The organism is Micromonospora sp. WMMD729, from assembly GCF_049315225.1.
Lineage (GTDB): Bacteria > Actinomycetota > Actinomycetes > Mycobacteriales > Micromonosporaceae > Micromonospora.
This window is the reverse complement of sequence record NZ_CP186059.1, coordinates 5,757,868-5,781,091: the sequence shown is the minus strand read 5'-3', so window position 1 is coordinate 5,781,091 and position 23,224 is coordinate 5,757,868. Positions and strand designations below refer to the sequence as shown.

The 23,224-nt window shown below is 69.0% G+C and carries 20 protein-coding genes and 3 tRNA genes; 22 read left to right on the top strand and 1 reads right to left on the bottom strand.

Annotation, left to right across the window (positions count from 1 at the left end):
- Window positions 1–54 precede the first annotated feature (54 nt).
- Complete coding sequence (locus ACN263_RS26535) at window positions 55–864, top strand: hypothetical protein (RefSeq protein ID WP_422736981.1); 810 nt, start codon at window positions 55–57, stop codon at window positions 862–864.
- 81 nt (window positions 865–945) lie between these two features.
- Here the strand turns inward: ACN263_RS26535 and ACN263_RS26530 are convergent, their stop codons facing one another.
- Entirely contained in the window at window positions 946–1,335 is a 390-nt protein-coding gene (locus ACN263_RS26530) for a hypothetical protein (RefSeq protein WP_422736980.1), read from the bottom strand.
- Between the two features lie 157 nt (window positions 1,336–1,492).
- Here ACN263_RS26530 and ACN263_RS26525 point away from each other — a divergent pair, with 157 nt between their 5' ends.
- The 21 genes from ACN263_RS26525 (at window position 1,493) to ACN263_RS26425 (ending at window position 22,868) form a co-directional block, all read left to right on the top strand.
- A complete protein-coding gene (locus ACN263_RS26525; RefSeq protein WP_422736979.1) occupies window positions 1,493–2,386 on the top strand; it encodes an IS982 family transposase in 894 nt (297 codons plus the stop codon).
- A gap of 566 nt (window positions 2,387–2,952) precedes the next feature.
- Entirely contained in the window at window positions 2,953–3,126 is a 174-nt protein-coding gene (locus ACN263_RS26520) for a hypothetical protein (RefSeq protein ID WP_422736978.1), read from the top strand.
- A 60-nt stretch (window positions 3,127–3,186) separates the two neighbouring features.
- Entirely contained in the window at window positions 3,187–5,712 is a 2,526-nt protein-coding gene (locus tag ACN263_RS26515) for a putative bifunctional diguanylate cyclase/phosphodiesterase (RefSeq protein ID WP_422736977.1), read from the top strand.
- Window positions 5,713–5,804: 92 nt separating this feature from the next.
- Window positions 5,805–5,877: transfer RNA gene (locus ACN263_RS26510), tRNA-Thr, on the top strand.
- 24 nt (window positions 5,878–5,901) lie between these two features.
- Window positions 5,902–5,974: transfer RNA gene (locus ACN263_RS26505), tRNA-Met, on the top strand.
- A 132-nt stretch (window positions 5,975–6,106) separates the two neighbouring features.
- On the top strand, window positions 6,107–6,274 hold the full coding sequence (gene rpmG, locus ACN263_RS26500; protein WP_007073056.1) for a 50S ribosomal protein L33: 168 nt from the start codon (window positions 6,107–6,109) through the stop codon (window positions 6,272–6,274).
- 125 nt (window positions 6,275–6,399) lie between these two features.
- A complete protein-coding gene (locus ACN263_RS26495; RefSeq protein ID WP_422736976.1) occupies window positions 6,400–6,846 on the top strand; it encodes an FAS1-like dehydratase domain-containing protein in 447 nt (148 codons plus the stop codon).
- 1 nt (window position 6,847) lies between these two features.
- Window positions 6,848–7,240 (top strand): MaoC family dehydratase, encoded by a 393-nt coding sequence (locus ACN263_RS26490; protein ID WP_422736975.1) that lies wholly within the window; start codon window positions 6,848–6,850, stop codon window positions 7,238–7,240.
- 199 nt (window positions 7,241–7,439) lie between these two features.
- Window positions 7,440–7,512 (top strand) — tRNA-Trp (locus ACN263_RS26485).
- Window positions 7,513–7,724: 212 nt separating this feature from the next.
- Complete coding sequence (secE, locus tag ACN263_RS26480; RefSeq protein ID WP_421473228.1) at window positions 7,725–8,117, top strand: preprotein translocase subunit SecE; 393 nt, start codon at window positions 7,725–7,727, stop codon at window positions 8,115–8,117.
- Between the two features lie 39 nt (window positions 8,118–8,156).
- Window positions 8,157–8,879 (top strand): transcription termination/antitermination protein NusG, encoded by a 723-nt coding sequence (gene nusG / locus ACN263_RS26475; protein ID WP_355053308.1) that lies wholly within the window; start codon window positions 8,157–8,159, stop codon window positions 8,877–8,879.
- A gap of 187 nt (window positions 8,880–9,066) precedes the next feature.
- Entirely contained in the window at window positions 9,067–9,498 is a 432-nt protein-coding gene (gene rplK, locus ACN263_RS26470) for a 50S ribosomal protein L11 (protein ID WP_422736974.1), read from the top strand.
- Between the two features lie 78 nt (window positions 9,499–9,576).
- Entirely contained in the window at window positions 9,577–10,293 is a 717-nt protein-coding gene (gene rplA, locus ACN263_RS26465) for a 50S ribosomal protein L1 (RefSeq protein ID WP_422736973.1), read from the top strand.
- A gap of 80 nt (window positions 10,294–10,373) precedes the next feature.
- The gene (locus ACN263_RS26460; protein WP_422736972.1) at window positions 10,374–11,213 is read left to right on the top strand and encodes an ABC transporter ATP-binding protein; all 840 of its coding nucleotides are present in this window, start codon (window positions 10,374–10,376) and stop codon (window positions 11,211–11,213) included.
- On the top strand, window positions 11,210–11,899 hold the full coding sequence (locus ACN263_RS26455; RefSeq protein WP_422736971.1) for a hypothetical protein: 690 nt from the start codon (window positions 11,210–11,212) through the stop codon (window positions 11,897–11,899). The genes ACN263_RS26460 and ACN263_RS26455 overlap by 4 nt, the downstream gene beginning before the upstream one ends.
- A 337-nt stretch (window positions 11,900–12,236) precedes the next feature.
- Entirely contained in the window at window positions 12,237–12,782 is a 546-nt protein-coding gene (gene rplJ, locus ACN263_RS26450) for a 50S ribosomal protein L10 (RefSeq protein ID WP_422736970.1), read from the top strand.
- A 54-nt stretch (window positions 12,783–12,836) separates the two neighbouring features.
- Window positions 12,837–13,226: a 50S ribosomal protein L7/L12 gene (rplL, locus tag ACN263_RS26445; protein ID WP_422736969.1), complete on the top strand. Its 390-nt coding sequence runs from the start codon at window positions 12,837–12,839 to the stop codon at window positions 13,224–13,226.
- Window positions 13,227–13,796: 570 nt separating this feature from the next.
- Window positions 13,797–17,228: a DNA-directed RNA polymerase subunit beta gene (locus ACN263_RS26440; protein WP_421473223.1), complete on the top strand. Its 3,432-nt coding sequence runs from the start codon at window positions 13,797–13,799 to the stop codon at window positions 17,226–17,228.
- Between the two features lie 78 nt (window positions 17,229–17,306).
- Complete coding sequence (locus tag ACN263_RS26435) at window positions 17,307–21,194, top strand: DNA-directed RNA polymerase subunit beta' (protein WP_422736968.1); 3,888 nt, start codon at window positions 17,307–17,309, stop codon at window positions 21,192–21,194.
- 92 nt (window positions 21,195–21,286) lie between these two features.
- Window positions 21,287–21,655: a hypothetical protein gene (locus ACN263_RS26430; RefSeq protein ID WP_422736967.1), complete on the top strand. Its 369-nt coding sequence runs from the start codon at window positions 21,287–21,289 to the stop codon at window positions 21,653–21,655.
- Window positions 21,656–22,487: 832 nt separating this feature from the next.
- Window positions 22,488–22,868 carry a hypothetical protein gene (locus ACN263_RS26425; RefSeq protein ID WP_422736966.1) on the top strand — a complete coding sequence of 127 codons (381 nt, stop codon included), beginning with the start codon at window positions 22,488–22,490 and terminating at the stop codon, window positions 22,866–22,868.
- Window positions 22,869–23,224: the final 356 nt, after the last annotated feature.

Here is a 23,224-nt window from a genome sequence, read left to right as displayed (position 1 = left end):
CGCAGGTCAGGCGGGCGGTACACGGTGAAGGTGCGTTCTGCCTGCCGTCGGGAGGTGGCAGCGGCGGGCGCCTCGAGCCCTCCGCCAGTGCGGCGATATCGAGACCGCGCCATATGGTTGACGCTCTTTCCTCTGCTTCTGGCGCTGGTACTCGCTGGCTGCGACCCGGAGGGGGAGGGCAAGGGCAAGGCCAAATACAAGCCCCCGCTGCTACCTGTGGCCCTGACGGTCGGTCCGGATGGCGTTGCGGTTGAGGGTGAGACGAGCATTGTCACCCCGATCGGCGAATTCTCGATCGGGGCGGAATATTCGCTTCCACCCCGAGATGGAAGCACGATCTACGTCCTGCTTCGTGACCGCAAGAAGGGTGCCACCGGGTTTGACAGGGTGTTCAAGGTCCAGACTGGACGCGACCAGTTCACCGTGGTTGTGAACGGAACTACCACCATCCAAGTCAAGGATGGCCAAGTCTTGATCGACGTCACCGGCGGCACCGTCAAGAAGATCCAGTTCAAGCGAGTGGATCAAGCAAACGTGAAGGAAGGTGGGGACTCGTACTGGTCCGGCGTCAGCGCGAAGTGGAGCCGAGGTTGGGAGTCTTCCCTCTACAAGCCCTTCGTGTTCACCCGCTGGGCGTACGACGACTCGACAATCGACAAGTGGTGCGGCCTGGGGTTTGTCTGGTTCCTGCTGCGCTTGGCGCTCACTCTCGTGCTGCTGATCGTAGATCTCGTGCTGAGTTCGGTCTTTCTGCTGGCGCAGATTGCCTATTTGATCTTCGGTTCGACTGGACGGAATGTTGTCTGGGGGATCGCCATCCTGCTAACGGTCGTCGCGGTGATCCGTCGGCTCCTCTATTACTGATCTGGACGTTCTGTGGCCAGCACCTTCAACCGTGCGGCGGCATGAGAGGGGGCAGGTCGACGCACCTGAGGCGGCCCAAGATCATGAGTCGCCGACCAGTCGGCGTGCCTCGGCGATGACGTCCGCGTCGAGGTCTGTGGACTCGGTGCTCGTGTACTCGTGCCCGTCGTGGACCGCGTCCACGTAGACGTAGGCGTTGTCGAGAGCGATCAGCTCGGCTCCCAGGGGTGTGCCGTCCCAGGTGACGAACCGGTAGGCCCAGGACGTGAGGTCGGGAGGTGTGATGGCCCCCGCGAGTAGCCGGCGGGCCATGACGCGCAGGGCTTCCTCTTCGCCCTCCCCACTGCCCTCCGGGTAGTAGGTGAGCGAAAGTTCGGCCAGGGCTCCTTCGAGCCAGAGCCGCACCTCGTCGTTTTCACGACCCTTCGGCGTGGAGATTCCGGCGAGGATCCGGAGAGTCGGGGTGTCCACACCTGCCACGAGGGCGTCGCAGGCAGTGGCGACAACCTCGTCCGCCGTGCTCGATCCGACGCTCCAGAGGGTGGCGACGTCCTGGAGTTGGGCTAGACGAGTAAGTCCTAACGACCCCGGGCTGTGGGCATAGACGAAGGGTGTTGAAGATCCGTTTGTGACGACAGACCTCAACACCCTTCTGACCGCACTGTACGTGAAGATCGACGACTGGCTCGGGCGTCCTCGCCGGACCGGTAGGCCACCGAAGCTCTCTGACGCGGAGTTGCTGACCCTGGCCGTCGCGCAGGCGCTGCTCGGGGTGCGTTCCGAGGCCCGTTGGCTGCGGTTCGTGCCCGGGCATCTACCCGGGGCGTTCCCGTACCTGCCCGGACAGTCTGGTTACAACAAGCGGCTACGGGCAGCGTTGCCGCTGCTCAAGCGTGCCATCCGGGCCGTCGCCGAGGACACTGACCTGTGGTCCGACGCCACCTGGGTCATCGACTCCACACCGGTGGAATGCGGGCGGTCCAGGCCGACGGTGAAACGCTCTGACCTGGCCGGGTGGGCCGGCTACGGCTACTGCGCCTCGCACTCGCGGTTCTTCTGGGGACTGCGGCTGCATCTGATCTGCACCCCGGCCGGCTTGCCGATCACCTGGGCCCTGGCGACACCGAAGGTCGACGAACGTCAGGTCCTGATGGCTGTCCTTGACCACGACCCCGACCTCATCGCCGAACGCCCGGGCCTGCTGATCGTCGCGGACAAGGGATACGTGTCCGCGGAGCTGGACCGGTGGCTGGCAGAGCGTGGCGTGCGATTGCTCAGACCGTCGTACCGCAACCGCACCCCACGCCCGGACGAGCACCTACTCAAGCCGATCCGCCAGCTCATCGAGTCCGTCAACGACACGCTGAAGGGGCAACTCGACCTCGAACTGCACGGCGGACGCAGCATCGAAGGCGTCGCGGCACGCATCGCGCAACGCCTCCTGGCGATGACCACCGCGATCTGGCACAACCGGGCCACCAACCAACCCGTGACCAGGTCCCTGATCGCCTACGACCACTGACCCAACTTCGGACTTACTCGTCTAGCGGGTCCCTGCTGAGCATCGGCACATGGTCGGTCACCACGCCGGCGTTGTCGCCTCCATATGCACTCACCCGGCGCCAGGTGCGGTTACCACGGCAAAGGTCGTCCGGGTGGTGGGTACGTTCCACCGCCCGCTCGACCAGCGGCCGCGAGCAGTGGCGGTAGAAGGAGGGCGAATCGGTCGGGCCCGTCTTCTTGTGTCTTTGCGACAAGGAGGTATGGTGGTCGATGTCTGGGCCGCGTCGGTGCGCTTCCAGGCCATCACATTCGTCACGGAGAGTGACTGGACGGGATTGGACGGCGGCTCCCTCCGGAGTGCCTGGGTGAATTGTGCTGTAGGTCGCATCAAGCGCTGGGTGAAGCGCTGATGTCGCAGGAAGGGGCCCTGATCTGGCCCGGCTCGTGGAGGCGCGGGGGGCCGAAGGTCGCGACCTCGCCAACGCTCGGACGGGTACGGACATCACCGCTTTCCTGCGTACCTTGCGTGTGGCACGATCGTGGAACCTCCACCATCCCTGTGACACTTCCCCGACAGGAGCAAACATGTCTGGTCGAAAGCTGGGCCGGTCACTCGGCTCGCTCCTCGTGCTCGCCGCTGTCCTCGGTGGACTGGTCGGTGCCGACGCCCTCGCGAGCGGGGGCTACGCCCAGATGGCCGATGTCGTCTGGGGTGCAGGCCTGGGCGACGTTGTGTGGGGCGTGGCCGCCTCCCGGTGACTCTCGGGGCGTCGCCCGTGAGGGCAGCCCCGTCGGGCGGCGTCTTACAGAGGGAGCGGTATGGCCGAGCGTGACCAACGGCGTAAGTCCACGGACCACGCTTGGCTCATCACCGGCCCCTTGGCGCTGTTCGCCATCCTCTCGTGTACCGCGATCGCCGTCATCTCCGAGCGCCCCTATGGGGACTGGGGGCTGGCATTCCTGATCTTCCTGGCGATGGCCGGGATCAGCATTCCGGTGCTGAACTTCGTCGTCCGACGGCAGTCCGTGGGTGTGACGCTCACGGAGATCCCGCTCGTGGTGGCGCTGTTCTTCCTGCCGCCGTTGACGGTCGTCCTGATCTACACGCTCGCCTCGTTGGTCTGGAGCGCCCGGCAGCGCTTCCCCCCGGCCAAGTTCTGGTTCAACGTCGCGCGGGCCGCGGCGGCCACGTCGCTGGCCGGTCTGCTCCTTCTGCGGCTGCCGCCGCTGCAGGATGTGGGTCCCGGGACGTGGATCAGTCTGTTCCTCGCGGTCAACGCGATCACCCTGGTCAGTCTCGTCTCGGTCGTCGGCGTGCACGTCCTGTTGCAGGGCTGGCAGGCCGGTCGGGAGGCGCTGCGGACGACCCCGTCGGTGTTCCTCACCACCTCGATCAACGCGTCCGTCGGTCTCCTGGTGCTGATCGCGTTGCGCGAGACGTGGTGGTCGGCGCTGCTGTTGGCGGCCCTGTTCGCCGCGCTCGCCCTGGTCTACCGGTCGTACGCCCAGTTCTTCCGGCAGCACCGCACTCTGACCGGGATGTACGACCTGGCCCGGCTGATCACCACGAGCGGCGCGGACGCGGCGCTCGCCGACGTCCTGCTCGACCGGGTCCGCGCTCTCATGCAGGCGGAGTCGGCGACCCTGTGGCTGCCCGCCCAGGGGCGGCACCCGGAGGTGCTGTTGACGGCCCGGGTCGACACGCCGGGGCTGCTCGACGTCGCCCCGACGCCGCCGATTCTCCGGGAACGGGCGCGGGATCTGGCGAAGACCCTGTCGATGGGCCGTCTGCTGGGTGACGAGGGGGAGCTTCGCCGCGAGATCAGCGCCAGCGAGATCAAAGATGTGATCGTGGTGCCGCTCCGCTCCGGTCAGGCTGTGATCGGCACGCTGGAGGTGGCGAACCGGCTCAGCGACATCGGGCACTTCGCCCCCGGCGACATCCCCATCTTCGAGACGGTGGCCGCGCACGCCGCGGTGGCGCTGGAGAATTCCCGACTTGTCGACCGCCTGCGGCACGACGCGTACCACGACACGTTGACCCGGCTGCCCAACCGGCGGCGCATCACCGCGGCCCTGGACGAGTCGGTCAAGATCGGCGCGCCGGACGAGGTGGTGGCCCTGCTGCTGTTCGACGTCGACGGGTTGCAGCAGGTCAACGAGTCCCTCGGCCACGCCGCCGGGGACAAGGTGCTGGTCGAGGTCGCCAACCGGCTGCGGGCGAGCGCGCCGTCGTCGGCGCTGGTGGGTCGCGTCGGTGGGGACGAGTTCCTGGTGACCCTCCGGTTGGAGAGCGCCGATGCGGCACTCGAACTGGCCGAACAGTTGCGCGACCAGATCCGGGACGAGATGGTCTTCGACGCGCTCACCCTCGACGTGAACACCGCCGTCGGGGTGGCCGTACACCCGGATCATGGCAGCGATGCCGCGACCCTGCTGCTCCGGGTCGACCTGGCGGCGAACGCCGCCAAGTCGGTGCCGGGCAGCGTGCAGTTGTTCAACCCGGGCCTGGAGTCCCGGTCGTTGCGCCGGTTGGGTCTCGCCGGTGACCTGCGCCAGGCGTTGGACCAGGGTGAGCTGGAGGTCTACTTCCAGCCCAAGGTGACCTTGCGGGACCGGCGTCTGGTCGGTGTCGAGTGTCTGGCCCGCTGGGAGCATCCGACGCACGGCACCGTGGCTCCCGAGGACTTCGTGGCGGTGGCCGCGCACACCGGCCAGTTGAGCCGGCTCACCGAGGTGGTGCTCCGCGAGGGGCTGCGGCGCAGCCGGGACTGGGCGGAGGCCGACCAGCCGCTGCCGATCGCCGTGAACCTCGCCGCCCGCACGCTCACCGACCAGCACTTCCCGGACCGCGTACAGGAGCTGCTCACCGAGTACGGGGTGCCGGCGCAGCGGCTCACCCTGGAGATCACCGAGTCGGGCGTGCTGGACGGTACGGACCGGCCCATCCCGACCCTGCGCCGGCTGCGCGACCTCGGCGTCCGGCTGTCGGTGGACGACTTCGGCACCGGTGACTCCTCGCTGGCCCACCTGCGCCGGTTGCCGGTGCACGAGGTGAAGGTGGACCGCTCCTTCGTGCAGGGCATGGCCACCGACCCGGGAGACCTGGCGATCGTGAACGCGGTGGTGACGCTCTCCCAGCAGTTCGGCCTGGCCGTGGTCGCCGAGGGGGTGGAGAGCGAACTGACCCTGGAGCTTCTTCAGGACATCGGGTGCGAGATCGGTCAGGGCTTCCTGTTCAGCCGGCCGCTGCCGTACGAGCGACTGGCCGCCTGGTTCGGCGCTCAGGTGGACCCGGAGACGATCTCCGGAGGAGAGCTTCCACGCCTGCGTGTGGTGCCCTGACCTGGGCAGATCCGGCCACCGGGGATCCGATTTCACCTGCCGACCCCTGCCGTGTATTCTACTTCTGCGCGCCCCACGGGGAGATCGCGCAGGCCCCCTTAGCTCAGTCGGCAGAGCGTCTCCATGGTAAGGAGAAGGTCTACGGTTCGATTCCGTAAGGGGGCTCGAGGGTTCAGCTGGACCCACCGCGGCGGTGTAGCTCAGATGGCAGAGCAAGCGGCTCATAATCGCTGTGTCGCCGGTTCAAGTCCGGCCACCGCTACTCTCGTCTTCCGGGCTGGTTCCCGGTGGTCGTTGAGATGGGCGCCACTGGCGCCCACTTTGCATGTCCGCGCAGTCAGCGTCTAGGCTGACGCGTCGTAGTTGTTTCCGTTAGCGAGGAAGGCACTCCGCCGTGGCGAAGGCTACCGATGTCCGGCCGAAGATCACTTTGGCGTGTGTGGAGTGCAAGGAGCGCAACTACATCACGCGCAAGAACCGCCGGAACGACCCCGACCGCATCGAGCTGAAGAAGTTCTGCCCGCGCGACGGCCGGCACACGGTTCACCGCGAGACCCGCTGATCGCCGGCCGGCACACGCCGGCCGTCGTCGAAGCCTTTCCAACCGCCGATCTGACCGGTCGGGCGCGGCACCGCCGCAGCCTGCCGACCAGATCGGCGGTTGTGCTTTCCGTGTAGGTTCGCGGCATGTCCCTGGACCCTTCCTTCGTCGGCAGGACGTATCCGCCGACCGCCCCCTACCAGGTGGGCCGAGAAAAGATCCGTGAGTTCGCCACGGCCATCGGCGCCACCGACCCGGCTCACCACGACCCGGTCGCGGCGCAGGCCCTGGGCCACCCGGACGTGGTCGCCCCGCCGACCTTCCCGGTGATCGTCACCATGGCCGCGACCGCCCAGATCATCGAGGACCCGGACCTGGGCGTCGACTACAGCCGTCTCGTCCACGGCGACCAGCGGTTCGCGTACACCCGGCCGGTGGTCGCGGGCGACGAGCTGGTCTGCACCAACACCATCGAAGAGGTCACCAACCGGGGTGGGCACGGCCTGCTGACCACCCGTACGGACGTGAGCACCGTCGCCGGGGAGCCGGTGGTCGCCGTCTGGGCCCGGTACGTCATCCGTGGAGAGGCCTGAGATGGAACTGCCAACCAAGACGTTCCGGGTCACCCGGGCGGACCTGATCCGCTACGCCGGCGCCTCGGGTGACTTCAACCCGATCCACTGGAGCGACCGGGTCGCCACGAAGGTGGGGCTGCCGGGGGTCATCGCGCACGGCATGTTCACGATGGCGCTGGTCGGCCGGGCGGTCACCGAGTGGGCCGGCGCGCCCGACGCGGTGGTCGAGTACGGCGTCCGGTTCACCCGGCCCGTGGTGGTTCCCGACGACGACCAGGGGACCGAGATCGAGGTGACCGCGCGGGTCCGCGAGGTGACCGAGGACGGCCTCACCCGGCTCGACGTGACCGCGACCTGCCTGGGCGACAAGGTGCTGTCGCAGGCGCGCGCGGTCATCCGCACGACCCGCTGAAACCGAGGCCGCGCGGTGCCCAGGACCGAGGCCGCGCGGCACGTGGAGACCCGGCCGGCGGGCGCGCCGGATCGGCTTCGCCACGCGTGGCGGGGAGACCGGTTGGGAAAGTCGGGCGCCTACCCGTACACTGGTCCGCCGTGGGGCAAGTGACCCCTGCTCGGTCGTCTGTGACCGCGTGGGGCGAGTGTTGCCGCACAGGGGTGTAGCTCAATTGGCAGAGCAGCGGTCTCCAAAACCGCAGGCTGCAGGTTCAAGTCCTGTCACCCCTGCGCCTCAGGCCTGACCGTTCCCGTGGGTCGCGCCGCCGACAAGGCGGCGTCCGGCCCGTGGTGGTGGCGCCGGCGGGGTGGTTCCGAGGCAATCGGGCCCCCGGTCGGACCACCGGCCGCGGCCCGTCGCGGGACGGTTGGGTCCGGCCGGCGTGACCAGCGCCGCGTACGCCGCCCGGCGTGCGACCCGAGATTCCGCGACGGAGGGCGAAGTGGCCGACAACAAGCGGCGCGGCGAGGACGCCGGCGACGATCGTCTCGACGACGAGATCGTCGACGACGTAGCCGACGACGACGCCACCGGCGCGGACGAGCCGGTCTCCCGGGGCGGCACCGCGACGCGGGCCCGCGCTCGGGCGGAGTCGGCGGACAGCCGGCCGACCACGAGGTCGGAAACCGGTCGGGTGGGCGTGTTCGGCCGCATCGCCCGGTTTTTCCGCGAGGTCGTTGCCGAACTGCGTAAGGTCATCTGGCCGACCCGCAAGGAGTTGCTGACGTACACCGCCGTGGTGGTCACGTTCGTCGCGGTGATGCTGACGATCGTGGGTCTGCTGGACTACGGCTTCGCCAAGGCCGTGTTGTTCGTCTTCGGCAACTCGGACTGACCGGCTGTCTCCAGCCGATAGTGACGGAAGTGAGCGAGCGTGCCTGAGTACGACGAGACCGCCGGAGAAGTGGACGAGCAGTCCACGGTCGCGACGGCGGCTGGTGACGAGTCGGTTGAGGCCGCCAGCGAGCCGGAGTTCCCCACCACCGAGCCTGCGCCGGACGAGGATTACGACCCGGTCGCCGAGTTGCGGCAGAAGCTGCGTTACGCGCCGGGTGACTGGTACGTGGTGCACTCGTACGCCGGCTACGAGAACAAGGTGAAGACCAACCTCGAGACCCGGATCACGAGCCTCGACATGGAGGACTTCATCTACCAGGTCGAGGTGCCGACCCGGGAAGAGGTCGAGGTCAAGAACGGTAAGCGTTCGCAGGTCCAGGCCAAGGTCTTCCCCGGTTACATCCTGGTCCGGATGGAGTTGACCGCCGAGTCCTACTCGTGTGTCCGTAACACCCCCGGGGTGACCGGCTTCGTCGGTGCGACCGACCGGGCCGACCGGCCCGCGCCGCTGTCGCTCGACGAGGTGCTGAAGTGGCTGGCGCCGGCCGTCGAGACCGAGCAGAAGAAGGCGAAGCCGGAGATCAAGGTCCTCGACTTCGAGGTCGGTGACTCGGTCACCGTCACCGACGGCGCGTTCGCCTCGCTGCCGGCCACGATCAGTGAGATCAACGCCGACCAGCAGAAGCTCAAGGTGCTGGTGTCGATCTTCGGCCGGGAGACCCCGGTGGAGCTCAACTTCAACCAGGTCGCCAAGATCTGACCGGTCGTCGGCGGCGGGCCCGGTCCGCCGCCGACGTCGGCGTACGCCCTCCCGCTCGACCTCGGCGGACGAGCGGGCTGCGGCCTGCGCTACTCTTGAACGTCGCCGCTGTCGCACCGCGCTGACCGTGCGCGCCCCGAGAGCGGCGACGGCCGCATTTTCCCAGCTCCAAGCCCCAGGAAGTGACATGCCTCCGAAGAAGAAGCTCGTCAAGACGTTCACGCTTCAGCTGCCGGCGGGCCAGGCCACGCCGGCGCCGCCGGTCGGCCCCGCGCTCGGTCAGCACGGCGTGAACATCATGGAGTTCTGCAAGTCCTACAACGCGCAGACCGAGTCCCAGCGGGGCGACATCGTCCCCGCCGAGATCAGCGTGTACGAGGACCGGTCCTTCACCTTCGTGCTGAAGACCCCGCCCGCCGCCCGGCTGCTGCTCAAGGCCGCCGGTATCCAGAAGGGTTCGGGCGTTCCGCAGGCGACCAAGGTCGGCTCGGTCAGCCGCACCCAGGTGCGCGAGATCGCCGAGAAGAAGATGGCCGACCTCAACGCCAACGACCTGGACCAGGCCGAGAAGATCATCGCCGGCACCGCCCGGTCGATGGGCATCACCGTCAACGACTGACGTCGGCTCCCGCCGACGACCCGATCGTGGGAGGGCTCGCGCCGAGCGGCCCGCCAGAGACCACAGGAGTAATCAGCAATGCAGCGCAGCAAGAGCTACCGCAAGGCCGCCGACGTCATCGACCGGTCGAAGCTCTACACCCCCGCCGAGGCCGTGAAGCTGGCCAAGGAGACCACCAACGTCAAGTTCGACGCCACGGTCGAGGTCGCCATGCGCCTCGGCGTCGACCCCCGCAAGGCGGACCAGATGGTTCGCGGCACGGTCAACCTGCCGCACGGCACCGGTAAGACCGCCCGCGTGATCGTCTTCGCCAGCGGCGCGAAGGCCGAAGAGGCCGCCGCGGCGGGTGCGGACGAGGTGGGCACCGACGAGCTGGTCGCCCGGATCCAGGGTGGTTGGCTCGACTTCGACGCGGCGATCGCCACGCCGGACCAGATGGCCAAGATCGGCCGGATCGCGCGGATCCTGGGCCCGCGCGGTCTCATGCCGAACCCGAAGACCGGCACGGTGACCATGGACGTCACCAAGGCGGTGCAGGACATCAAGGGCGGCAAGATCACCTTCCGGGTGGACAAGCACTCCAACCTGCACCTGATCATCGGCAAGGCATCCTTCTCGGAGAACCAGCTGGTGGACAACTACGCCGCGGTGCTCGACGAGGTGCTGCGGGCCAAGCCGTCCGCGGCCAAGGGCAAGTACCTCCGCAAGGTCATCCTCACCACCACGATGGGCCCGGGCGTTCCGGTCGACCCGAACCTGGTGAAGAACCTGACCGGGGACTCGGCCGACGCCTGAGTCGACAGTTCGCTCCACCGGGGCGCCGCCACGATCGTGGCGGCGCCCCGGCGCGTTCCAGGTGTGGCAAGCTCGACCCCATGCGGCTGGAGAACGTCTGGTTGCGGTACCACCGGCGGGGTCCGTGGGTGCTGCGGGACGTGGACGCGCGGATCGGTCCGGGTGAGGTGGCGGTCGTCCTGGGCCGCAACGGGGTGGGCAAGTCCACCCTGCTCCAGGTGGCCGCCGGGGTATTGCGGCCGGGCCGGGGTCGGGTGGTCGACCGGCCGGCCCGGGTGGGCTGGGTGCCGGAGCGCTTCCCGGCCGACCAGCCCTTCACCGTGTCCCGCTATCTGACCGGCATGGCCCACGCGGCTGGGCTGGGACGCGCAACCGCCGACGAGGCGGTGGCTACCTGGACGCACCGCCTCGGGCTGGACGCGTACCGCTCGGTGCGGCTCCCGGAGCTGTCCAAGGGCACCGCGCAGAAGGTCGGCCTCGCCCAGGCCATGCTGCGGACGCCGGGCCTGCTCGTGCTCGACGAGCCGTGGGAGGGCCTGGACGCCGCCACCCGCGAGCTGGTCCCGGAGCTGATCGACGAGGTGCTGGCCGACGGTGGCACCGTCCTGGTCAGTGACCATCGTGGGGAGACGGTCCGGTTGCCGGCCGCGCGCCGCTGGTCGGTGGCCGCCGGCGTGCTGACCGAGGAGACCGCGCCCACCGACGAGGAGGCCATCGCGGTGGTCGAGGTCGCGGTGCCGGCCGCGCGGGTCGCCGGCACCGTCGCCCGCCTGCGGGCCGAGGGCCATCAGATTCTTCGGGTACGCGCCGACGCCTCCACCGCTCCACCTCAGGCGCACCCGTCCGCCCCGTCGACCGTCCCGGCGCGTCCGGAGGCGGCCGACGCGGTGGTCGAGCCGACCACGGGGGAGGGCCGATGACCGCCCTGGTCCGGATGCGGCTGGCCGGCTTCCTGCGTACCGGACGGGCGTTGGCGCCCCTGCTCGCCGGCCTCGTCGTGCTCGGCACGCTCTACGGCGGCGGCCGGTCCCAGCCGGCGGAGGCGTACGGCGTCTCGGCCGTCGTGCTCTTCCCGGTGCTCGCCTGGCAGACCAAGATCCTGCTGGACGTCGAACCGGACGTGCAGCGCCGGCTGGCCCAGGTGACCGTCGGGGTGGCCCGGGAACGTCTGGCCGGTCTTCTGGCGGCCGGCGCGGCGGCCCTGGTCGCGGTCGCCGTAGCGTTGCTCTTCCCCTGGCTGGTGGGTGGCGTCACCGGTCCGGTCGAGCCGGGGGACCGGTCGGTATCGGTCGGCATCGCGCTGGGGCTGTGGGCGCACCTGCTGGCCGTACCCGCTGCGGTCGCGCTCGGCGCGCTGGCCAGCCGGGCGTCGGTGGGCGGTGCCGCGTACGGCGTCGCGGTGCTGGCCCTCGGCGTGGTCGGCGCGGTGGCGCTCGGCCTGCGTGGGTCGATCGCGCCCTGGCTGGTACCTCCGATCATGGCCACCGCCCGCGCGACCGCGGGGGACGCCGCCGCGCTGACCCTGCTCGGGCTCACGGCCTGGGCCCTGGCGTGGAGCGTGGTGGTCACCGTCGGTTACCTCTGGCGGCGCCGGGCCGAGGGCTGAGCCGCCCGGAGGCGTGACCCGGGTCACCGGGGGCGATTTGGCGCTGGTCGTGCGGGCGCGTACTCTTCAACAGTCATCCGTGTTGTCATGGATGAGGAACCACCCAGAGACCGCTGGTCACCGTGCTTCGGCACGGTCGAAGGTCCCGCGACGACGGGCGACCCGCGTAGGGCGGCAAGCGTAACTCGGCAGTGAGCATGGTCCGCCGACCGTGACTTCCCGCCGGCCCTCGCCCCGTGCGCCCTGCGCCGGGGCTTTTCGTTGTCGTGCTGCCTCCGCCCCCGCTCCGGCTTCGGCCGTATCGGGGACCAGCCTCGAGTAACGAGAGAGGAGGGACATGGCGGACAAGCCGATCCGAGCCGACAAGGCCACGGCCGTCGCTGAGCTGACCGAGAGCTTCCGCAGCGCGGGCGCCACCGTGCTGACCGAGTACCGCGGTCTGACGGTTTCCCAGCTCACCCAGCTGCGGCGCTCGCTCGGTGCCGAGACCAGCTACACGGTCGCGAAGAACACGCTGGCGAAGCGTGCCGCGACGGACGCGGGCATCACCGGCCTCGACGAGCTGTTCACCGGTCCTACCGCGCTGACTTTCGTTTCGGGCGACGTCGTCGAGGCGGCGAAGGGGCTTCGCGACTTCGCGAAGGCCAACCCGAAGCTCGTCATCAAGGGCGGTGTCTTCGAGGGCAAGGCCATTTCCGCGGCCGAGGTCACGAAGCTCGCCGACCTGGAGTCCCGCGAGGTGCTGCTGGCCAAGCTGGCCGGCGCGATGAAGGGCAACCTGAGCAAGGCCGCGGCCCTGTTCCAGGCCCCGCTGTCGAAGACCGCCCGGCTGGCGGCCGCCCTGCAGGACAAGCGCGAGAAGGAGGGCGCCGAGGCGGCCTGAGGCCCCCACGGCGCACCAGTTCTTACTTAACAGATTCAGGAAAGGACGCCAGACATGGCGAAGCTCAGCACCGACGAGCTGCTCGACGCGTTCAAGGAGATGACGCTGATCGAGCTCTCCGAGTTCGTGAAGCAGTTCGAGGAGACCTTCGAGGTCACCGCCGCGGCTCCGGTCGCGATCGCCCAGGGTGGCGGCGGCGGCGGTGCCGCTGCGGCTCCGGCCGAGGAGGAGAAGGACGAGTTCGACGTCATCCTCGAGGCTGACGGCGGCAAGAAGATCCAGGTCATCAAGGTCGTGCGTGAGCTGACCGGCCTGGGCCTCAAGGAGGCCAAGGACGCGGTCGAGTCCGCGCCGAAGGCCATCCTGGAGAAGGTCAACAAGGAGACCGCCGAGAAGGCGAAGGCCAAGCTCGAGGGTGAGGGCGCCAAGGTCACCCTCAAGTGACCTGAGCTCCACCTGCGCGTGCCCGGCTCGTGAGCTGGGACACGATCGCGTCGCGGCGGGCGGTGATCCGACACGGATCACTGCCCGCCGTGTTTCGTGGACCGGGCGATAACCGTCCTGAGCTGGGCGGCGATGCCCCGACGCCGGACCACCCGCCCGGGTGACCGGATCGCCCTCAGGTGGGAAAGAACCGACGACCCGGATACCGGCCCTTGACGCGGCCCCGGCCTGCCAGGCACGCTGACACCAGCAAGACACCGCGCTTGCGACGGCCACGATGTGGGTAATGACAGCGACGGCACCACCGGTCGCGGTTACCCGAGCGGCCCAGTGGGGAGTTGCGTTCTGAGCGGCCCGGCGGACCCCGGTGAACGGGGGTCGTGGCGCGTTCCGCAAACGACCTGCGGGGTGGGCTGGACAGCGGTTAGCCTCTCGGCTACACTGCTAGTTTGCGCTGCCTTCCGACTTGACCCCTGCTCGGAAATGTCCGTTTACGGATAATTCTGGTGGGGTCGTTGGAGTGCACGCGTACCAGCCGTTCTGCAGCACCGGTCCTCGGAAGGACGCATCTTGGCAGCTTCCCGCCCTGCGAAGACCAGTCGTACGTCGAGCGCATTCGCTCCCCGCCGAGTTTCATTCGGCAGGATCACCGAACACCTCGAGGTCCCCAACCTCCTTGCCATCCAGAACGAGTCCTTCGACTGGCTCGTCGGCAACGAGGCTTGGCAGGGCCGGTCGGCGGACGACCCGCACGCACGCTCGGGTCTCGCGGAGATCCTTGAAGAGATCAGTCCCATTGAGGACTTCTCCGGCACCATGTCGCTCTCCTTCTCGGCGCCGCGCTTCGACGAGGTCAAGGCCTCGATCGAGGAGTGCAAGGAGAAGGACCTGACCTACTGCGCTCCGCTCTTCGTGACCGCGGAGTTCACCAACAACACCACTGGCGAGATCAAGAGCCAGACGGTGTTCATGGGTGACTTCCCGATGATGACGCCCAAGGGCACCTTCGTCATCAACGGCACCGAGCGCGTCGTGGTCAGCCAGCTCGTCCGGTCTCCGGGCGTGTACTTCGACAAGCAGCCGGACAAGACCTCCGACCGCGACCTCTCCAGCGTCAAGGTCATCCCCAGCCGGGGTGCCTGGCTGGAGTTCGACATCGACAAGCGCGACACGGTCGGCGTACGCATCGACCGCAAGCGCCGGCAGGCCGTCACGGTCCTGCTCAAGGCCATCGGATGGTCGGCCGAGCGGATCCGTGAGCGGTTCGGCTGGTCCGAGCTGATGATGACCACGCTCGAGAAGGACCACATCGCCGGCCAGGATGAGGCCCTGCTAGACATCTACCGCAAGCTGCGCCCTGGCGAGCCGCCGACGCGCGAGAACGCCCAGACCCTGCTCGACAACCTCTTCTTCAACCCGAAGAGGTACGACGTCGCCAAGGTCGGGCGCTACAAGTTCAACAAGAAGCTCGAAGTGGACGTGCCGATCACCACCGGCACGCTCACCGAGGACGACATCGTCGCCACCGTGGAATACCTGTGCCGGCTGCACGCCGGTGAGGAGGGCTACGAGGCCGACGACATCGACCACTTCGGCAACCGGCGCCTGCGCACCGTGGGCGAGCTGATCCAGAACCAGGTTCGGGTCGGTCTCTCCCGCATGGAGCGGGTCGTCCGCGAGCGGATGACCACGCAGGACGTCGAGGCGATCACGCCGCAGACCCTGATCAACATCCGCCCGGTGGTGGCGGCGATCAAGGAGTTCTTCGGTACGTCACAGCTGTCCCAGTTCATGGACCAGACCAACCCGCTGGCGGGCCTGACCCACCGGCGCCGGCTGAGCGCGCTCGGCCCGGGTGGTCTGTCCCGGGAGCGGGCCGGCTTCGAGGTCCGCGACGTGCACCCGTCCCACTACGGCCGGATGTGCCCGATCGAGACGCCGGAAGGCCCGAACATCGGCCTGATCGGCGCTCTGTCCACCTTCGCCCGGGTCAACCCGTTCGGCTTCATCGAGACGCCGTACCGGAAGGTCGTCGAGGGTCGGGTCACCGACCAGATCGACTACCTAACCGCGGACGAGGAGGACCGGTTCGTCAAGGCGCAGGCAAACGCGCCGCTGCGGGCCGACGGGACGTTCGCCGAGGACCGCGTTCTCGTCCGTCGTAAGGGCGGCGAGACCGAGGACGTGGCGCCGGGCGCCGTCGACTACATGGACGTCTCGCCGCGGCAGATGACCTCGGTCGCGACCGCCATGATCCCGTTCCTCGAGCACGACGACGCCAACCGGGCACTGATGGGCGCGAACATGCAGCGCCAGGCGGTGCCGCTGGTCAAGGCCGAGGCGCCGCTCGTGGGCACGGGCATGGAGTACCGGGCCGCGGTCGACGCGGGCGACGTGGTGGTCGCCGAGGTCGGCGGTGTGATCGAGGATCTCTGCGCCGACTACGTCACCATCCACCAGGACGACGGTCACCGCCGGACGTACCTGCTGCACAAGTTCCGCCGCTCGAACGCCGGCTCCTGCGTCAACCAGAAGCCGGTGGTCTTCGAGGGCGACCGCGTCGAGGCCGGTCAGGTCATCGCCGACGGTCCGTGCACCGACGAGGGCGAGATGGCACTCGGGCGCAACCTGCTCGTGGCCTTCATGACCTGGGAGGGGCACAACTACGAGGACGCGATCATCCTGTCGCAGCGCCTCGTGCAGCAGGACGTGCTCACCTCGATCCACATCGAGGAGCACGAGGTCGACGCCCGGGACACCAAGCTCGGCCCGGAGGAGATCACCCGCGACATCCCGAACGTCAGCGAGGAAATGCTCGCCGACCTCGACGAGCGCGGCATCATCCGGATCGGCGCCGAGGTCGTCCCCGGCGACATCCTGGTCGGCAAGGTCACGCCCAAGGGTGAGACCGAGCTGACCCCGGAGGAGCGGCTGCTCCGCGCGATCTTCGGTGAGAAGGCGCGTGAGGTTCGGGACACCTCGCTGAAGGTGCCGCACGGCGAGACCGGCACGGTCATCGGTGTGCGCACGTTCTCCCGCGAGGACGGCGACGAGCTGCCGCCGGGCGTCAACGAGCTGGTCCGGGTCTACGTGGCCCAGAAGCGCAAGATCCAGGACGGTGACAAGCTCGCGGGCCGCCACGGCAACAAGGGCGTCATCTCCAAGATCCTGCCGATCGAGGACATGCCGTTCCTGGAGGACGGCACCCCGGTCGACATCGTGCTGAACCCGCTCGGTGTGCCGTCCCGGATGAACATCGGCCAGGTTCTGGAGACCCACCTCGGGTGGGTGGCCAAGACCGGCTGGAGTGTGGACGGCGACGACGCCGAGTGGAAGCGCCAGCTCCGCTCGATCGACGCGCACGAGTCCGAGCCGGACACCAACGTGGCCACGCCGGTCTTCGACGGTGCCCGGGAGGAGGAGATTTCGGGTCTGCTCGAGTCGACCCTGCCCAACCGGGACGGCAAGCAGTTGATCGGCCGCACCGGTAAGGCGCAGCTGTTCGACGGTCGGTCCGGCGAGCCTCTGCCGGACCCGATCGCGGTCGGCTACGTCTACATCCTGAAGCTCAACCACCTGGTCGACGACAAGATCCACGCTCGGTCGACCGGTCCGTACTCGATGATCACGCAGCAGCCGCTGGGTGGTAAGGCGCAGTTCGGTGGTCAGCGCTTCGGTGAGATGGAGTGCTGGGCGATGCAGGCGTACGGCGCCGCGTACGCCCTGCAGGAGCTGCTCACGATCAAGTCCGACGACGTGCTCGGCCGGGTGAAGGTCTACGAGGCCATCGTCAAGGGCGAGAACATCCCGGAGCCGGGCATCCCGGAGTCGTTCAAGGTGCTGCTCAAGGAGCTGCAGTCGCTGTGCCTCAACGTTGAGGTGCTGTCCAGCGACGGTGTGGCCCTGGAGATGCGCGAGACCGACGACGAGGTGTTCCGGGCCGCGGAGGAGCTGGGCATCGACCTGTCCCGGCGCGAGCCGAGCTCGGTCGAAGAGGTGTAAGTGGTGCGGGTCGGGGGCCTTCGGGCCCCCGACCCCCGCCCGTGATCTAGCTGTAAAGACGACGACATAGGGGACATAGTGCTCGACGTCAACTTCTTCGACGAGCTGCGCATTGGTCTCGCCACGGCCGACGACATCCGTCAGTGGTCGCACGGCGAGGTCAAGAAGCCTGAGACCATCAACTACCGCACCCTGAAGCCGGAGAAGGACGGGCTCTTCTGCGAGAAGATCTTCGGTCCGCAGCGGGACTGGGAGTGCTACTGCGGTAAGTACAAGCGCGTCCGGTTCAAGGGCATCATCTGCGAGCGCTGCGGCGTCGAGGTGACCCGCTCCAAGGTTCGTCGTGAGCGGATGGGGCACATCGAGCTCGCCGCTCCGGTGACCCACATCTGGTACTTCAAGGGCGTGCCGAGCCGGCTGGGCTACCTGCTGGACCTCGCTCCCAAGGACCTCGAAAAGATCATCTACTTCGCCTCGTACGTCGTGACGAGCGTGGACGCGGAGTCGCGTCACCGTGACCTCTCGACGATCGAGAACGAGATCCTGGCCGAGAAGCGGCAGTCCGAGAACAGCCGCGACTCGGAGATCGAGAAGCGGGCCGCCAAGCTCGAGGCCGACCTGGCCGAGCTGGAGGCCGAGGGTGCCAAGGCGGACGTCCGGCGCAAGGTCAAGGAGGGCGGAGAGCGCGAGATGCGCCAGATCCGCGACCGGGCCCAGCGCGAGATCGACCGCCTGGACGAGGTGCTGGACACCTTCCGCAAGCTGGAGCCGAAGCAGCTGGTCACCGACGAGCTGCTCTACCGCGAGCTGCGCGACCGGTTCGGTGAGTACTTCACCGGCTCGATGGGCGCCGAGGCCATCAAGGCGCTGGTCCAGAACATGGACCTCGACGCCGAGGCCGAGAGCCTGCGCGAGACCATCCGGTCCGGCAAGGGCCAGCGGAAGATCCGGGCGCTCAAGCGGCTCAAGGTCGTCGCGGCGTTCCTGAACACCCGCAACTCGCCGCTCGGCATGGTGCTGGACTGCGTCCCGGTCATCCCGCCGGACCTGCGCCCGATGGTGCAGCTCGACGGTGGCCGGTTCGCGACCTCGGACCTCAACGACCTGTACCGCCGCGTGATCAACCGGAACAACCGCCTCAAGCGGCTGATCGACCTCGGCGCTCCCGAGATCATCGTCAACAACGAGAAGCGGATGCTCCAGGAGGCCGTCGACGCGCTGTTCGACAACGGCCGTCGTGGCCGGCCGGTCACCGGTCCGGGTAACCGTCCGCTCAAGTCGCTGTCCGACATGCTCAAGGGCAAGCAGGGCCGGTTCCGCCAGAACCTGCTGGGCAAGCGCGTCGACTACTCCGGCCGTTCGGTCATCGTGGTCGGCCCGAAGCTCAAGCTGCACCAGTGCGGTCTGCCCAAGCAGATGGCGCTGGAGCTGTTCAAGCCGTTCGTCATGAAGCGGCTGGTCGACCTCAACCACGCGCAGAACATCAAGTCCGCCAAGCGGATGGTCGAGCGTCAGCGCCCGGTCGTGTGGGACGTGCTGGAAGAGGTCATCGGCGAGCACCCGGTGCTGCTCAACCGGGCGCCCACCCTGCACCGTCTGGGCATCCAGGCGTTCGAGCCGCAGCTGGTCGAGGGCAAGGCCATCCAGATCCACCCGCTGGTCTGCACCGCGTTCAACGCCGACTTCGACGGTGACCAGATGGCGGTGCACGTGCCGCTGTCCGCCGAGGCCCAGGCCGAGGCGCGGATCCTGATGCTGTCCTCGAACAACATCCTCAAGCCGGCCGACGGCAAGCCGGTCACCATGCCCACCCAGGACATGGTCATCGGCCTGTACCACCTCACCCACCTCACCGCCGGTGAGAAGGGTGAGGGCCGGGCGTTCAGCTCGGACGCCGAGGCGCGGATGGCGTTCGACAACGGCGAGCTGCACCTGCAGGCGCCGGTGAAGATCCGCCTGCGCGACGTGATCGGTGTCGACAACGGCGCCGGCGCCGAGCCGTGGACCGCCCCGGAGGGCTGGGTCGAGGGTGAGCCGCTGACCGTGGAGACCACCCTCGGTCGGGTGCTGTTCAACGAGACGCTGCCGCAGGGCTACCGCTTCGTGAACTACGAGATCCGCAAGGGTCAGCTCTCCGCGATCGTCAACGACCTCGCCGAGCGCTTCCCCAAGGTGGCTCTCGCGGCCACCCTGGACGGGCTCAAGGAGGCCGGTTTCCACTGGGCCACCTGGTCCGGCGTGACGATCGGCATGGAGGACGTCATCGCCCCGCCGCGTAAGGCGGAGATCCTGGCGAAGTACGAGAAGGAAGCCGACCGGATCGACAAGCAGTACCAGCGGGGTCTGATGACCGCCGAGGAGCGTCGCGGCGAACTCATCGAGATCTGGACCAAGGCGACCAACGAGGTCGCCAAGGAGATGGACACCGCGCTGCCGCAGGAGAACCCACTGTGGAAGATGATCAACTCGGGTGCTCGCGGTAACCTGCTCCAGCTCCGGCAGATCGCGGCGATCCGTGGTCTGGTGGCCAACCCGAAGGGCGAGATCATCCCGCGGCCGATCAAGGCCAGCTACCGGGAGGGTCTGTCCGTGCTGGAGTACTTCATCTCCACGCACGGTGCCCGTAAGGGTCTCGCCGACACCGCGCTGCGGACCGCCGACTCGGGTTACCTGACCCGTCGTCTGGTGGACGTCTCGCAGGACGTCATCATCCGCGAGGAGGACTGCGGCACCGACCGGGCGATCCCGATGCAGATCGGTGAGCGGCTGGACGGCAAGCTCGTCGTCCACACCCACGCCGAGACCAGCGTGCACGCCCGGACCCTGGCCGACGACATCAAGGGGCCGGACGGCACCGTGGTGGCCGAGCGCGGCCAGGACATCAACTCCATCGGGGTCGACAAGATCGTCGCCGCCGGCGTGGAGACGGTCCGGGTGCGCAGCGTGCTCACCTGCGAGTCGAAGCTGGGCGTCTGCGCGGCCTGCTACGGCCGTTCGCTGCCGACCGGCAAGTCGGTCGACATCGGTGAGGCCGTCGGCATCATCGCCGCCCAGTCCATCGGTGAGCCGGGTACGCAGCTGACGATGCGTACCTTCCACACCGGTGGTGTCGCGGGTGAGGACATCACCCAGGGTCTGCCGCGTGTGCAGGAGATCTTCGAGGCCCGGGTCCCGAAGGGTAAGGCGCCCATTGCCGACACCCCCGGCCGGATCCGGATCGAGGACGGCGAGCGCTCGCGGAAGATCATCGTGGTGCCGGACGACGGCAGCGACGAGATCGTCTACGACAAGATCTCGAAGCGGGTCAAGCTCCGTACCCACGACGGCGGTCACGTCGAGGTCGGCGAGAAGCTCACCGAGGGCACCATCGACCCGCACGAGCTGCTGCGCATCCTCGGTCCGCGCGCGGTCCAGGTCCACCTGACCCAGGAGGTCCAGGAGGTCTACCGCTCGCAGGGCGTGCTCATCCACGACAAGCACATCGAGATCATCATCCGCCAGATGCTCAAGCGGGTGACGGTCATCGACTCCGGCTCGACCGAGTTCCTGCCGGGCGTGCTCGTCGACCGGGCGCTGTTCGAGTCGGAGAACCGCCGGCTCGTGTCGGAGGGTGGCGAGCCCGCCGCCGGCCGTCCGGTGCTGATGGGTATCACCAAGGCCTCGCTGGCCACCGACTCCTGGCTCTCCGCGGCCTCCTTCCAGGAGACCACCCGGGTGCTGACCGACGCTGCGATCAACTCGCGCAGCGACTCGCTGGTCGGCCTCAAGGAGAACGTGATCATCGGTAAGCTCATCCCGGCCGGTACGGGCATCAGCAAGTACCGCAACGTCCGGGTCGAGCCGACCGAGGAGGCCAAGGCCAAGGTCTACTCGATGACCGGTTACCCGGAGACCGACTACGGGTTCGGGCCGGCCAGCGGGCAGGCCGTGCCGCTGGACGACTTCGACTTCGGGTCGTACCGCTAAGCACTGACAACGACGAAGCCCCCGGCAGCTGCCGGGGGCTTCGTCGTGCCCGGACCGACCCGCCCACGGACCGGGTTCGGCATGATGGAGGTATGACGACCGCACCCGGGCAGGTGTCCGTCGCGTCTCAGGGCCTGCGCCACCCGCTCGACCCGGATCCGGCCCGCGCCACGAAGGCACGGGCGGTCTTCGCGCTGGGGTTGCTCGGCATGCTGACCGGCCTGTTCATCGGCGGGGTGGTGCCGGCGACGGTGGCGCTCCAACTGGCCCGGCAGGCCCGCCGGGAGGCGTACGCCTCGGGGGGTTTCCTGACCGGCAGCGTCTGGCTGCGGCGGGGGGAGCGGTTGGCCTGGACCGGCCTGGTGCTGGTCGTCGTCAGTGTGGTCGTCTTCGTGGTGGTCGGCGTGGTCCGGCTGGCCGGCACGCCGTTCGGTCACGACTACCCGGCGAACATGGACTGACCGACCGGCGACCGCGCCGGGCGCGGACGGCGCCGCCTCCGGCGGTAGCCTGGCCGGTGTCCGCCGCACGCGCTGGCGGCCCTGTCGACAGGAGGACCTCGTGACGGAACCGGCGCGGCCCCCGGCGGACGAACCAGCCGGGCATCCTGACGCGCCGGGTCCGGGCGCGACCGCTCCCACGCCGGGTCCGGACGTGACCCCCGGGTCGCCGGCGCCCGCCACGCCGGCTCCGGACGCGGCTCCCTCGGGTCCGACGTCGGAGACGGCCGCCGCGGCGTCGGATTCGGGCGCTGGCTCCCCGGTAGCGGCTCCCGGTTCGCCGGTTTCGTCCGTGCCGTCCTCCGGGCCGGGCCCGGCTGCCGATCTCTCCGCCGCCCCGAGCGGGCGGGCGCAGCACCCTGCCCCGACCGCCGGCGGTCCCCCCGCTGGTACGCCGTCGGGCTGGGGTCCGCCGCCCTCGCCGGCGTGGGGTCCGCCCACTGCCGAGTGGGGCGGGGTCTATCCGCCCGGCTACGGACAGCCCCAGCCCGTCTCGGGGACGCCGGTGCCGTACGGCTGGGCCCAACCACCGCCGGGGCCTGCGGCGCCGTACGGCTGGGCCCAACCACCGCCGGGGCCTGCCGCGCCGCACGGGTGGGGCCAGCCGCCGTCCGGGCCGGGCACGCCGGCCGGTTGGGGCGATCCATCGTCGGGGTCATCCGGCTGGGGTCCACCACCGCCCGGGCCTGGCGGCTGGGGGCAGCCGGCGCCGCAGCACTTCCCCGCCTGGGGTACGGGCGCCGCCCGGCCGGTGCCGCCGCCCACCGACGATCAGCGAAGGCCGCCGAAGCGGGTGGAGGCCGTGCCCGGCACCCCGTTCGGCGTGGTGCACCTGGACGTGCCGCCGGTGACCGCCGGGCTGGCGACCGGGTCGCTGGTGGCCGGCATCGCGTCGATCCTGGTCTCGCTGCTGGTGATCTGCGTCGGGGTGGCCTTCGGGACGCGTGGGGGAGTGTGGGTCTCCGGTGCCTTCACGGTGCTCGGGGTGTTGGCGGGGTCCGCGGCGGTCGTCACCGGCCTGCTGGCTCAGCGGCAGATCCGCCGGCCGTCCCCGCCGCCGGCGGTGCGCTTCACCGGTCGCGGGCTCGCGGTGGCCGGTGTCAGCTGCGGTGCGGCGGGTGTCCTGCTGAGCCTGTTGGGTCTGGGACTGGGGTTGCTGATCAGTCTGACGTGACAGGGCCGTCGCGGCGGACGGCCGGCGCAGGTGGGGCGAGGGGTTCCCGGGGGCTGCCCGGGGGCGACGGGTGCTTCGGCGGGGAAGCCGGTACACTTGTATCCGTAGGTGCCCATCGCGGGTGCCGAGGCGGGACGAGATCCGGCTGGCGAAGGTGAGACGTTCGCCGACCCATTCCGTTTTGACCTGGGCGGCTGTGGTAGGTACTCTTTCCCCTTGTGCCCGGGCATGCCCGGGCAACTCGTGCGTGCGCTGGTTCCGGAGTCCGGGCGGCGGCACGACAAGCCAAAGATCCGGAGCGGGGCAATCCGCGTGCCGGGGACAGAAACCCGGTACGCCCGCGACAGCGTCCGTAC